The 12,613-nt window shown below is 58.7% G+C and carries 14 protein-coding genes; 4 read left to right on the plus strand and 10 right to left on the minus strand.

The annotated features are described in order from the left end of the window. Positions 1–48 precede the first annotated feature (48 nt). The gene (locus tag AWX27_RS16830) at positions 49–1,071 is read right to left on the minus strand and encodes a lytic murein transglycosylase (protein ID WP_060423888.1); all 1,023 of its coding nucleotides are present in this window, start codon (positions 1,069–1,071) and stop codon (positions 49–51) included. Positions 1,072–1,099: 28 nt separating this feature from the next. Further along, positions 1,100–1,372, minus strand: a complete 273-nt coding sequence (locus tag AWX27_RS16835; protein ID WP_004932294.1) for a YcgL domain-containing protein — start codon at positions 1,370–1,372, stop codon at positions 1,100–1,102. A gap of 136 nt (positions 1,373–1,508) precedes the next feature. On the opposite strand from AWX27_RS16835, the gene minC reads away from it, so the two are divergent. Genes minC through minE form a run of 3 tightly spaced genes read left to right on the plus strand, consistent with a single transcriptional unit; the run spans position 1,509 to position 3,315 of the window. Beyond that, positions 1,509–2,204, plus strand: a complete 696-nt coding sequence (gene minC, locus AWX27_RS16840) for a septum site-determining protein MinC (RefSeq protein ID WP_060423893.1) — start codon at positions 1,509–1,511, stop codon at positions 2,202–2,204. A gap of 25 nt (positions 2,205–2,229) precedes the next feature. After that, the gene (gene minD / locus AWX27_RS16845) at positions 2,230–3,042 is read left to right on the plus strand and encodes a septum site-determining protein MinD (RefSeq protein ID WP_016927452.1); all 813 of its coding nucleotides are present in this window, start codon (positions 2,230–2,232) and stop codon (positions 3,040–3,042) included. Between the two features lie 3 nt (positions 3,043–3,045). Next, on the plus strand, positions 3,046–3,315 hold the full coding sequence (minE, locus tag AWX27_RS16850) for a cell division topological specificity factor MinE (RefSeq protein WP_004932303.1): 270 nt from the start codon (positions 3,046–3,048) through the stop codon (positions 3,313–3,315). Between the two features lie 237 nt (positions 3,316–3,552). Here minE and rnd read toward each other — a convergent pair whose 3' ends face one another. The 5 genes from rnd to AWX27_RS16875 all read right to left on the minus strand — a co-directional run bounded on the left by rnd (position 3,553) and on the right by AWX27_RS16875 (position 10,042). Then, the gene (gene rnd, locus AWX27_RS16855; RefSeq protein WP_038877158.1) at positions 3,553–4,674 is read right to left on the minus strand and encodes a ribonuclease D; all 1,122 of its coding nucleotides are present in this window, start codon (positions 4,672–4,674) and stop codon (positions 3,553–3,555) included. 81 nt (positions 4,675–4,755) lie between these two features. Next, positions 4,756–6,444 carry a long-chain-fatty-acid--CoA ligase FadD gene (fadD, locus tag AWX27_RS16860; protein ID WP_060423897.1) on the minus strand — a complete coding sequence of 563 codons (1,689 nt, stop codon included), beginning with the start codon at positions 6,442–6,444 and terminating at the stop codon, positions 4,756–4,758. Between the two features lie 209 nt (positions 6,445–6,653). After that, on the minus strand, positions 6,654–7,244 hold the full coding sequence (locus AWX27_RS16865) for a Slp family lipoprotein (RefSeq protein ID WP_060423901.1): 591 nt from the start codon (positions 7,242–7,244) through the stop codon (positions 6,654–6,656). A gap of 100 nt (positions 7,245–7,344) precedes the next feature. Continuing rightward, on the minus strand, positions 7,345–8,046 hold the full coding sequence (gene tsaB, locus AWX27_RS16870; RefSeq protein ID WP_060423904.1) for a tRNA (adenosine(37)-N6)-threonylcarbamoyltransferase complex dimerization subunit type 1 TsaB: 702 nt from the start codon (positions 8,044–8,046) through the stop codon (positions 7,345–7,347). Between the two features lie 79 nt (positions 8,047–8,125). After that, complete coding sequence (locus AWX27_RS16875; RefSeq protein ID WP_038877150.1) at positions 8,126–10,042, minus strand: ATP-dependent DNA helicase; 1,917 nt, start codon at positions 10,040–10,042, stop codon at positions 8,126–8,128. A 133-nt stretch (positions 10,043–10,175) separates the two neighbouring features. On the opposite strand from AWX27_RS16875, the gene AWX27_RS16880 reads away from it, so the two are divergent. Beyond that, positions 10,176–10,520, plus strand: a complete 345-nt coding sequence (locus AWX27_RS16880) for a RidA family protein (RefSeq protein WP_015378124.1) — start codon at positions 10,176–10,178, stop codon at positions 10,518–10,520. A 62-nt stretch (positions 10,521–10,582) separates the two neighbouring features. Here the strand turns inward: AWX27_RS16880 and mdtI are convergent, their stop codons facing one another. From mdtI to AWX27_RS16895, 3 genes are all read right to left on the minus strand, one after another. Continuing rightward, positions 10,583–10,912: a multidrug/spermidine efflux SMR transporter subunit MdtI gene (gene mdtI / locus AWX27_RS16885; RefSeq protein ID WP_016927446.1), complete on the minus strand. Its 330-nt coding sequence runs from the start codon at positions 10,910–10,912 to the stop codon at positions 10,583–10,585. Further along, the gene (gene mdtJ / locus AWX27_RS16890; protein WP_004932327.1) at positions 10,899–11,267 is read right to left on the minus strand and encodes a multidrug/spermidine efflux SMR transporter subunit MdtJ; all 369 of its coding nucleotides are present in this window, start codon (positions 11,265–11,267) and stop codon (positions 10,899–10,901) included. Before mdtJ ends, mdtI begins: the two co-directional genes overlap by 14 nt. A 552-nt stretch (positions 11,268–11,819) precedes the next feature. After that, on the minus strand, positions 11,820–12,461 hold the full coding sequence (locus AWX27_RS16895) for a bifunctional 4-hydroxy-2-oxoglutarate aldolase/2-dehydro-3-deoxy-phosphogluconate aldolase (protein ID WP_060423907.1): 642 nt from the start codon (positions 12,459–12,461) through the stop codon (positions 11,820–11,822). Positions 12,462–12,613 lie beyond the last annotated feature (152 nt).

A 12,613-nucleotide genomic window follows, 5' to 3' on the forward strand; every position in this document is an offset into this window, starting at 1 on the left:
CCAAACTGTAGAGGCTTGGCGCGCCAAGCCGATTATTGGTGTGCCGGATCAATGCCCGATCGCGTCCGCCATCATACCCACGGCGAGGGCGAAATAGTAAGAGCGATTCCAGTGCATGAGGGTGCGAAAATTATCATAGACCAGGAACGTCCGCCCCTGCAGATCATCCGGCGCGATGATCCAACCGCGCTGAACAGCGTGCGGCAAGGCACTGCCATCCGCACGACGCACCCCGCGTTGTTGCCAGGCGTTGACGCTGCGCGCCTGCGCGTCTTTCAACCCCAGCTCGGCCCGATTGAAACCGGCGGGCAATTTGACCTCGCGCCCCCAGCCGATGCCGGCCTGCCAGCCTTCTTTGGACAAATAACTGGCCGTAGACGCGAAGACATCATCAATGTTGTTCCAGATATCGATGCGCCCGTCACCGTCGCCGTCCGCCGCGTAGCGCAAGAAAGAGCTCGGCATAAACTGGCATTGCCCCATTGCGCCGGCCCAGGAGCCTTTCAGGGGCGTATCGCCGACGTGCCCCTGCTCGACTATCTGCAACGCCGCCATCAGCTCCTGGCTGAAAAAGGCCTCGCGGCGCCCTTCAAACGCCAGCGTCGCCAGCGCGGACACCACGTCTTCCCGCCCCTGAATCTTACCGTAGGCGCTTTCCATGCCCCACAGCGCGATGATATAGCGCCCCGGCACCCGATAGCGCTCGCTGGCGCGCGTCCATTGCGCCTGGCGCTGCCGGTACAGTTCGCGCCCCTGGCGCACCTTGGCGGGCGACATTACACGCCGCAGGTAGTCATCCAGGGTGACCTTCTGCTCCGGCTGATTGCGATCGGCCTTGATCACCCGATCGACGAAATGTATTTGCGCAAAAGCACGGTCAAGGGTGCTCTGGCTGATGCCCTGCTCCCGCGCCTGGCGCTTGAGTTGCTCGACATACGCCGGAAACTGCGCCGGATCCCGGCCGCTCGCCGCCAGTGTCGCCTCCTGTGCCGCCTGCGGCGCGCCCGGTATCAGCACACCGCCCAGCGCCAGCCAGGCGGCCAATACGGTTCTTCTCGCCGAACGTGTCATCGCGCCTCCCCTGGCCGTGGCCGCCGTCTCAGGCCTTGTCGCCCGCCAGATGCTGATTGAGCAGGTTTTCTACCGGCGGCGGGAACTGCAGGTAATAGCCTTCGTCTTTCAACGCCTGCTTCACCTTTTCGATATCCGCCGAGGCCAATTTCTTGCGCTCATCGAGCGAAAGCATCATGGCGAATTGCGGCACGCCGAAACTTTTCATCAGCTCTTCCGGCACACGAGAGAAATCGTCTTTTTTTTCGACATAAAGATAAGTTTGATCGCGTTTCGGGCTTCTATAGATCACACAAAGCATTTTTTTAACTCTATTTAATTGAGGGAGCGTCTTGCCTGGATATAACTCTGACTATAACATGCTTATAGTACATCGGAATATCGCACCCCGAGTGGTATTCCGGGGATTTAAAGTTGCTGAGACTGAGTCAGGATAGATGTCACAATCGCCAATTGAGCTAAAAGGCAGCAGTTTTACCCTATCGGTTGTTCATTTGCATAATTCGCAGCCTGAGGTAATACGTCAGGCGTTACAGGAAAAAGTTGAGCAAGCGCCCGCTTTTCTGAAAAACGCCCCTGTTGTTATCAACGTCGCAACGCTGGATGGCGATGCGAACTGGAAAGAACTTCAACAGGCTGTCGCGGCAGCAGGTCTGCGCGTTGTGGGTATCAGCGGTTGCAGAGATGAGCGTCAAAAGCGCGCGATAGCCCGTGCCGGGCTGCCGCTGCTGAGCGAAGGCAAAGGCCAGAAGATGGCGGCGCCGGAGCCTGCGCCTGCGCCCGTGGCGGCGGATAACGCCCCCGCCAAAACGCGTATCATCAGCACGCCTGTCCGTTCCGGCCAACAGATTTACGCCCGCAACTGCGATCTTATCGTGACCAACAGCGTCAGCGCCGGCGCCGAATTGATTGCCGACGGCAACATTCATGTCTACGGCATGATGCGCGGTCGCGCACTGGCAGGCGCGTCAGGCGACACGCAATGTCAGATTTTTTGCACCCACCTGGCGGCTGAGCTAGTCTCTATCGCAGGGCAGTACTGGTTGAGCGACCAAATCCCGTCCGATTACGTCGGGCAGGCCGTACGACTCAGCCTGTTGGATAACGCTTTAACCATACAACCTTTAAACTAAGCCCTTTTGACAAGGAATCCATTTCATGGCACGCATTATTGTTGTTACATCGGGTAAAGGGGGCGTTGGCAAGACCACTTCGAGCGCGGCCATCGCTACCGGCCTGGCCCAGAAAGGCAAGAAAACCGTCGTGATCGATTTCGATATCGGCCTGCGTAATCTTGACCTGATCATGGGCTGCGAACGTCGGGTAGTGTATGATTTCGTGAACGTGATTCAGGGCGATGCCACGCTGAATCAGGCGTTGATCAAAGACAAACGCACTGAAAACCTCTATATCCTGCCTGCTTCGCAGACGCGCGACAAAGACGCGTTGACCCGCGAAGGCGTTGAAAAAATTCTCAACGATCTCGGCGAGATGGATTTTGACTTCGTGGTGTGCGATTCACCGGCCGGTATCGAAACCGGTGCGCTGATGGCGCTGTACTTCGCCGACGAAGCTATCATCACCACCAACCCGGAAGTGTCTTCGGTACGCGACTCCGACCGTATCCTGGGCATCCTCTCTTCCAAGTCACGCCGCGCCGAGAAAGGCGAATCGCCAATCAAGGAACACCTGCTGCTGACCCGTTACAACCCGGGCCGCGTCAGCCGTGGCGACATGCTGAGCATGGAAGACGTGCTGGAAATCCTGCGCATTCCACTGGTGGGTGTGATTCCGGAAGACCAGTCCGTGCTGCGCGCTTCCAACCAGGGTGAGCCTGTCATTCTGGATGCCGAGTCAGACGCCGGTAAGGCGTACGACGATACCGTTTGCCGCTTGTTGGGGGAAGAACGCCCATTCCGCTTCATTGAAGAAGAGAAGAAGGGTTTCCTGAAACGCCTTTTTGGGGGATAAACCATGGCCTTATTAGACTTCTTTCTGTCCCGCAAAAAACAGACAGCCAATATAGCCAAGGAACGGCTGCAGATTATCGTCGCAGAGCGTCGTCGCGGGGACAGTGAGCCCCCGTATCTACCTGATCTGAAACGCGATATTCTGGCGGTTATTTGCAAATACATTCAGATCGATCCTGAAATGCTGCACGTGCAATTCGAGCAGAAAGGGGACGACATTTCGGTACTTGAACTTAACGTGACATTACCGGAATCGGAAGAAGCAGCTAAATGATTGTGACGCATTAATTACCCCCTGTATATTTTATGCAGGGGGTAACTGTATGTGCATCCAGTTATTAAGCTTTATCGGCAGCAAAAAAGTGATTTTTCCCTTTGGGACAATTCCCAATTAACTTTGCCGCCGCCTCGTTTAAAGTAAATTCTGGCCAGATTTACCTTCAACGCATTATTTCCTGCCTATATTCACCCGAGCAGAGTTTCCCTACCCTGCCCTGGTGATAATCAGCGATTAATAATCTTTCAGGATGTCCTGCAGCGGTGCCATTAATAGATCGCCGCGCCAGCCGCTGATTAATTCAGGGCGACTTTCGCCGTCCTTCAGTTTCCAATGCCAGTTCAGCAATTGGTTAATTTGGCGACGGGATGCCAGCAGTTCGCTGCTCAACCCGCTTTGCTCGCTGACGGCAGCGATCGCCGCCTTGATGTCTTTGAACACCTTCTTGTAGCCCGGCTGATCGATAAGGTTAGCCAACGGCGCCGGCAACTCGGATTCTTCCAGCGCTTCGGCTTCCGCCACCAGCGCCAGCAGCGTTTTACCGTGATAACGGATCTCCGGCCCGCTCAGGCCCAGCGAATCCAGTTCTCCCAGCGAAGACGGCATATAGCGCGCCACCTGCCACAAGTTTTCCTCACGCACCACGAAGTTCACCGCCAGATCGCGCTCGCGTGCCTGGCGCAGCCGCCATTCCGCCAGCTTCTGCAGACAACCGAGCTGACGCGGGCGCAGCTGCCAGGCGTTGCTGATTTCGCGGTAGGCCAATGCCGGCGCCAGCGTCTCGCTACGGCGCTGGCACAGCAGCAGACACTCGTTATTGGCCGCCGCGGTCCAACCGGCCTCTTCCGTCTCCTGCACCAGCTGTTTGGCCATCGGCAGCAGATAGAACACGTCGGCAGCCGCGTACACGCACTGCCTTTCAGTCAGCGGACGCGCCAGCCAGTCGGTGCGCGACTCGCTCTTGTCCAGCTCAACCTTCATGTACTCCGCCACCAGCGTCGCGAAGCCACAGGAGAGCGGCCGGCCGGTAAAGGCCGCCAGGATCTGGGTATCGACCATCGGCGTCGGCAGCGTTTTAAAGGCGTTGAGAAACACTTCGAGATCTTCACTGCCGGCATGCAGGAACTTCACCACGGCGGTGTCGGCCAGCAGGTCGACAAACGGCTGCCATTGCTTGATCGGCAGAGGATCGATGAGGGAGAGTTGTTCACCGTCGTAGAGCTGGATCAGGCCCAGCTGCGGATAGTAGGTGCGCGTTCTGACAAACTCGGTGTCCAGCGCAATCTGGGCATGCTTTCTCGCCTGCTCGCAGACCTGCTGCAATCCGGCATCGGTAGTGATCAACTGATAATTCAAAACATCATTCTCTTGTAGGATTCAAACACAACAACGCCGGCATTCACCGGCGTTGTTGATAGTCAGACGCGAGAGCGACACCTAGGCGGCATCGGCCGGCTTCGGTGTTTTTTGCTCATCGCGCAGTTCTCGCCGCAAAATCTTGCCGACGTTCGACTTCGGCAGTTCATCGCGGAACTCAACAATTTTAGGCACTTTATACCCGGTCAGGTGGCGACGGCAATGGGTCAACAGCTCTTCCTTGGTCAGCGAAGCGTCTTTCTTCACCACGCAGACCTTCACCGTTTCGCCGGAGACTTCGCTGGGCACGCCAATCGCCGCACATTCCAGCACCTTCGGATGCTGGCTGACCACGTCCTCGATTTCGTTCGGGTAAACGTTGAAACCGGAGACCAGGATCATGTCTTTCTTACGATCGACGATGCGCACAAACCCCTGCTCGTCTACGGTCACCACATCACCGGTCGCCAGCCAGCCGTCTTTCAGCACTTCGTCGGTGGCTTCCGGGCGCTGCCAATAGCCTAACATAACTTGCGGCCCTTTGACCCACAGTTCGCCGGGTTCGCCCGGCGGCACATCGTGACCGTTGTCGTCCACCAGCCGAATGTCCGTCGACGGCACCGGCAAACCGATACTGCCGCTGTAGTGTTTCAGATCGTAAGGGTTACCGGCCACCAGCGGCGCGCACTCCGTCAGGCCATAGCCTTCCAGCAGGTGTTTGCCGGTGGTTTTCTCCCACTTCTCGGCCACCGCTTTTTGGACCGACATGCCGCCGCCGACCGAGAAACGCAGCGTAGAGAAATCGAGCTTGTGGAAATCTTCGTTGTTCAGCAACGCGTTGAACAAGGTATTGACCCCGCTCATGGCGGTGAACGGATATTTGCCGAGTTCTTTCACCAGCCCCGGAATATCGCGCGGGTTGGTGATCAGCAAATTGCGCCCGCCCAGGTCGATAAACAGCAGGCAGTTCACCGTCAGCGCGAAAATATGGTAGAGCGGCAACGCCGTCACCACCAGTTCCTGCCCTTCACGGAACAGCGGCGAATAGGCGGCTTTGGCCTGCTCGAGGTTGGCCTGCATGTTGCGGTGCGTCAGCATCGCGCCCTTTGCCACCCCGGTGGTGCCGCCGGTGTATTGCAGGAAGGCCAGATCGGCATTAATGATGTCCGGTTTCACATATTGCAGACGCCGGCCGCGCTGCAGCGCGCTGCGGAATGAAATGGCGTCCGGCAGGTTGTATTTCGGTACCAGGCGCTTAACGTACTTGACCACGAAGTTGACCAGCGTGCCTTTGGCGGCCGAAAGCTGATCGCCCATGCGCGTCAGGATCACGTGTTTGACCTGGGTGTTGAACACCACTTTTTCCAGCGTATGGGCAAAGTTGGAGACGATGACGATGGCGCTGGCACCGCTGTCGTTCAACTGGTGCTCCAGCTCGCGCGGGGTATACAGCGGGTTGACGTTGACCACCACCATGCCGGCGCGCAGAATGCCGAACAGCGCGATGGGGTATTGCAACAGGTTTGGCATCATCAGCGCGACGCGGTCGCCCTTCTTCAGGCCCAGTTCATTTTGCAGGTAAGCCGCGAAAGCCCGGCTGCGTTCTTCCAGTTTGCGGAAGGTCATCACCTCGCCCATGTTGATAAAGGCGGGCTGATCGGCATAGCGCTGCACGGCATGCTCAAACATTTCGATCAACGACGAATAGCGATCGGCATCAATCTCTGCGGGCACATCTGCCGGATACCGTTTTAACCAGACCTTATCCAAGGTATTACTCCTGAAATCATTACTAATTATCATCGCAGCCCTCAAACTCGCAGCCTAACCATAACAATATTTTAACTCAGCAGACCAGTTCGGGTTTTAAACATTATTCAGGTTGCGATGTACGTCACTAATTGTCGGATATTCCTTATCCCAAAAAACAAAAAGGCGGCCTGAGCCGCCCTGTCAAATTTGTTCACATCAAGCGTATGCTACTCGGTTACGATGGTTTGCACCTGTGCCGGGCCAGGGTTATACCAGCCATAGCCTGCCCCCCAACCGGGTCCCCACGGGCCACCACGCCAGCCCCAGGGGCCCATCGGCGCCGGCGGCATCACCACCTGCTGCACCAGATGCCAGCGTTTGAAACCGGTCACGTTCATCGTCACGAAGCGATACGGCGTCATGCCGATCCGCCCCTCTTTCAGCCCGGTAACAGGGCCGACGACGGTCACCAACTGGCCTTTGAAATCAACCGGTTCGAGGAAGCCGTTTACCGTGGCCAGCAAGCGGCCGCGCGACGGTTCGCCCAGTATCGGCCGCGCACCGCTGTCGAGCGGCACCGCCGCAATCTCCAGCACCGTGCGCCCTTGCTCGTTGGCGACGTTGACCACGGTGCCGCCGAAGCGGGCTTCCGCGCCGGTAAACAGGTTCGGAGCATTTTGTACCGAGGAAAGCTGAGTCACCGGCGAGGGGCTGGAGCCTTTGATCGCATCCGGTACGGTGACACACCCGGTCAAAACCAGCGCGCCGCAGGCGACGGCCAGCAGCGACAGCTTTTTACTTGCAGTGCGGATTAACATGGTCGCAATCTCCTGAAATGCCTGTAACTTTGACCGCGTTTCATCGTTCAAGTTGCAGGCTTTCGTCGCCCGGCATCAACAACAGCACAATACGCCGCGATTACTCGCGGCCCGGCAGTTTCTTCCAGGTCACTTCATTGCGCAGATAGGTGGGCTCGGCGTTTTCCACCGCCACCGCCAACCCCTGTTCCCAGGCGTATAGCGCCAGCGGCAGCATGTCTTGCGCCTGCGGCAACAGCATTTGGCCGTCGCGTACGCTCAGGGTTGAACCGTTGACCAGGTCGGGATAGGTTTGCCAGCCGGTACCGACGTGGGCCCATTCGCCCTGCAGGCGCTGCGCACGCTCCAGCGCCTGCGCCGGCGACAGCACGGCCTCGCCTTCGCTTTCCAACCAGCTGCCGTCCACCTGGCGTTCGAACTGCCCCCAGTAGACTTCCCCCATACGCGCATCGATCGCCGCCAGCACGCGCTCCGCGCCGCTGACGCGCCAGGCGCCCTGCGCCATGGTTTGCAGCGTAGAAACGCCAATCATCGGCAGATCGGCACCCAGCGCCAGGCCCTGAGCGATGCCGATGCCGATGCGCACCCCGGTAAAGCTGCCGGGGCCGCGACCGAAGGCCAGCGCATCGAGCTGGTTGAGTGCCAGACCGGATTCCGCCAGCACCTGCTGCACCATAGGTAAAATTCGTTGCGTATGCTCGCGTGGGCACAGCTCAAACAGGGCGTGGATTTCGCCTTGATTCCAGACGGCGACGGAACAGGCTTCCGTCGCGGTATCGATCGCTAAAATTCGCGTGGACATGCCAACCTCTGGCGGGAATAAAACTGGGTTTTTCATACAGGGCGCGCATTGTAGCACAGCCCCGTAAGCCCTTCATCTTTCACGTGGCCGACGCATCGGCGGCCTGCAGGAAGGCGATGGCCTGCTTCAGATCGCGGGTGCGCGGCGTGGGCGGCAGGCTATTGAGAAACACCTCGCCATAAGGCCGCATTACCAGACGGTTATCGCAAATCACCAGCACGCCGCGGTCGTCGGTGTCGCGGATCAAGCGGCCGACGCCCTGTTTCAGGGTGATGACCGCATCCGGCAACTGCACGTCATTGAACGGGTCACCGCCGCGCAGGCGGCAATCTTCAATGCGCGCCTTCAGCAGCGGATCGTCCGGTGAAGTAAACGGCAGTTTATCGATGATGACGCAGGACAGCGCATCGCCGCGCACGTCCACCCCTTCCCAGAAGCTGCTGGTCGCCACCAACAGCGCGTTACCGGCGGCGACGAACTGCGCCAGCAGCTGCCCTTTGCTGGTTTCCCCTTGCAACAGCACCGGCAGCGTCATGGTGGCGCGGAACTCTTCCGCCAACTCGCGCATCATCTGGTGCGAGGTGCATAAGAAGAAGCAGCGGCCGTTGTTGGCTTCGATTAATGGCCGCAGCATGCGCGCCAGCTGGCGGGCCCCGCCGGGCTGATTCGGCGAAGGCAAAAAGCGCGGCACGCACAGCAACGCCTGTTTGGCATAGTCGAACGGGCTCGGCAACAGCAGCGTTTTGGCCTTGGTCAGCCCCAGCCGTTCGGTGAAATGACCCAGCTGGTCATTGACCGACAGCGTGGCCGAGGTAAAGATCCAGCTGCCCGGCTTGTCGTCCAGCATTTCGCGGAACCGATCGGCCACCGTCAGCGGCGTCAGCGCCAGCACGAAGTGGCGCGAGTTGCATTCATACCAATAGCTGTAGCCCGGCTCCGTCACCGCCTTCAGCCGCTTGAGCCGCGCGCGGTACAGCGTGGCGCGTTCAAAGGCGGCGTCCAGCAGCGCCGAACGCCCCAGCGACAGCTTCATCACGTCATAACACAGCTCCAGCGCATCATCGAGCAGCAACAGAGCGCGCTGCACGTTGGGTTCGCCGAGCACGTCGCGCAGATTGCCGCGAAAACCCGGCTCGCCCAGATTCAGGCGAAAATCTTGCGTGCTCAGGCTGAGACGGTCGGCGCTTTTTTGCAGTTGAGCGGCGTCGCGTACCTCGGTGCGGTAGGCGATGGTGATGTCCTTCGCCAGATCCAACAGTTGGCGGCTGGTGAGCTGCTGGCCGAAATACTGGCTGGCGATGTCGGGGATTTGGTGCGCCTCGTCGAAAATCATCACCTCGGCTTCCGGGATCAGCTCGGCGAAACCGCCCTCTTTCACCACCATATCCGCCAGGAACAGGTGATGGTTCACCACCACCACATCCGCATCCATCGCGCGGCGACGCGCCTTGACCACGAAGCAATCCTGATACAGCGGGCAGTCGCTCCCCAGGCAGTTGTCATTGGTGCTGGTCACCAATGGCCAGACGAAGCTGTCTTCCGCCACTTCGCTGCAGGTGCTGATGTCGCCCTCTTTGGTCTGCGACGACCACTTGCGCAGCTGCACCAGATCGATCAGCGTCTGCCCCGCCAGTTCGCCGCCGGCCATCGACTGCTGCTCCAGCCGTTCCAGACACAGGTAGTTGGAGCGCCCCTTCAGCAGCGCCAGCTTGCCTTTGTACTTCAACGCCTTGGCGACGGTAGGCAGATCGCGCGCATACAGCTGATCCTGCAACGCTTTCGAACCGGTCGAGATGATCACTTTACGATCGGCGCGCAGCGCCGGCGCCAAATAAGCGAAGGTCTTGCCGGTACCGGTGCCGGCTTCCACCACCAGCTCCTGCTTGAAATTGATCGCCTCGGTAACGGCTTGCGCCATCTGCCGCTGCGGCTCACGCGGTTTGAATCCCTTGATAGCCTGCGCCAAGGCGCCGTCTGTTGCAAAATCGTCTGTCACGCTGTCTCTCTGCCGGTGTCATTCAGCGGTGATTATGCCAAGCCTGCCGCCCGGCTACCACCCACTTTATCACCGCGCATTTTCATGACCGGCTGTGCTACCCTTAGCGCGACTATGATATGGAGATAAGCAAATGAATATCGAAAGAATTGATCCCGATCAGCGCTGGTCCGAAGCCGTAGTGCACAACGAGACCGTTTACTACACCAGCGTGCCGGAGAACCTGGACGACGACGCGACCGCGCAGACCGCCAACGCCCTCGCCGCCATCGACGTGCTGCTGGCGCGCGTCGGTTCGGACAAAAGCCGTATTCTGGATGCCACCATCTTCCTGGCCAACACCGCCGACTTCGCCGCGATGAACGCCGCCTGGGACGCCTGGGTGGTCGCCGGCAGCGCGCCGGTGCGCTGCACGGTGCAGGCGCAGCTGATGAATCCGAAGTACAAGGTGGAAATCAAAATCATCGCCGCGCTGTAAGCCTGAGCGCAGACGAAAAAAAACCGCAGACGGCAACGCCTGCGGTTTTTTATTGCCGGCTATCAGGACAGTTTGAGGATCACCATCCCCGTCAGCAGCAGCGCCAGGCCAATCCAGCCTTTGGCGTTCAACCGCTGGCCGAACATGATCCAGCCTGCGGCGATGGTGGCGGCGATACCGAAACCGCCCCACAGCGCATAAGCGATCGACAGATCGATGCCCTTCACCGCCTGCGCCAGGGCGCTGAACGCGCCGAGTACCGACAGCAGCGACAGCAGCCCCAGCCAAATTTTACGGAAGCCGTCCGACATCTTCAGGAAGATGTTGGCGATGATTTCCAGCACGATCGCCAGTCCCAGGAACCCAATGTGGTACAACTCAAACTGTTGCATGGTTGTCACCTCGCGGGCTGACCTGTTTTCGCTCTTTGCGGGTGCCGGATTTCACCAGCATGATGCCGGCGATCAGCGTCGCCAGGCCCAGCACCTTCAGCGCCGAGATCGGCTCGTCGAACCACAGCACGCTGAACAGGGTAATGAACAGAATGCCGATGCCTTCCCACAGCGCATAGGCCACGCCCAGCGCCACGCGTTTTACCGCCACCGACAGCAACACATAAGACGCGGTGATCATCACGTACATCACGATGTGCCCGATCATGCCGCCATTGACGCTGGCGTATTTCATCGACAAGGTGCCGATGATTTCGGTCATGATGGCCAAACCTAAAAAGATCCAATAAATCATAATTTTTCTCCCAAACGGCGAATAACGCGCGCCAAGGCATATTTATCCCGATTTATCTCGTCGAACGGCCGTATTGTGGCGCGCAAGACGCAGAGATCCCTGGGGATAAACTGACCCAAACGCAAAAAGAATGTTTGCCCGGCTGAACGGTAGCGTGAAGGCCTAAGCCCGCCACCCGCTCCGGTTAAGGGAGAAAGACGCTATAGCTCGCTGCACCAGTGATGCTCACTGGCAAGGATCGCAGACAGGAAGAGTTGGCAAGTAGAGGTTCTGAGGGTAGTTCCGTTAGTAGTCATCATAATAGTTCTCTATTATCAGCCGCACACCGTGCGATTTGCCCAATATCCTCATAAAAGTAAAATTTTCGACTGAGATATTTTTACCACAGCCAAAATGAGAAAGCAAACTGCCGTTTTCATAAAAAAGCAGAAAAAAACGGGTTAAAAATAAGAAAGTTAATCATGATAAAAATTAAAAAAGGCTCAACAAAAGGTTGAGCCTTGCGATATTCGCGGGTGCGCAAATAAGCGCCAATCCCAGGCGCGGTGCGGGTTACAACGCAGCCCCGCTGACGGCGCTGCGCGCCAGTTCAGTGATGCGCGCATAGTCGCCGCTTTCGAGCGCATCCGCCGGCACCAGCCAGGAACCGCCGATGCAAAGCACGCTTTTCAGCGCCAAATAATCGCGGTAGTTGTTCGGCGTAATGCCGCCAGTCGGGCAAAAACGCACCTGCGGGAACGGGCCGCCGATCGCCTGCAGCGCCTTCACGCCGCCGTTGGCTTCCGCCGGGAAGAATTTGAATTCTCGCAGGCCGTGATCCATACCCTGCATCAGCTCGGAAACGGTGCTGATGCCCGGGATCAGCGGGATAGGCCCCGCCGTCGCCGCCTGCAGCAAGGCTTCGGTCAGCCCCGGGCTGATGGCGAACTGCGCCCCCGCCTCGGTCACCTCCCGCAGCTGCTGCGGATTGATCACCGTACCGGCGCCGATGATGGCCTCCGGCACCTCGTTGGCAATAGCGCGGATAGCCTCCAGCCCGCAGGCGGTGCGCAGCGTCACCTCCAGCACCCGCACGCCGCCGGCAACCAGCGCTTTCGCCAGCGGCACCGCCTGCTCCAGCTTGTTGATCACGATAACAGGCACCACCGGTCCCGCCGTCAGGATCTGCTCGGCGCTGGTTTTCCAGTTTTTCATCGTTATTTCTCCATTACTCGCGGTTAACAATGGCACGCCCCTGCCACAGGGCTCCGCGCAAATGCGCGGACGTCCGGCCGTACCGTAAGTGATGTGGCCCACGCGCAGATCGCAGGCAAAAAAAAGCCGGCAGACAGGCTGCCGGCATTGCG

It is taken from the genome of Serratia sp. 2880STDY5682894, assembly GCF_001537385.1.
GTDB lineage: Bacteria > Pseudomonadota > Gammaproteobacteria > Enterobacterales > Enterobacteriaceae > Serratia > Serratia nevei.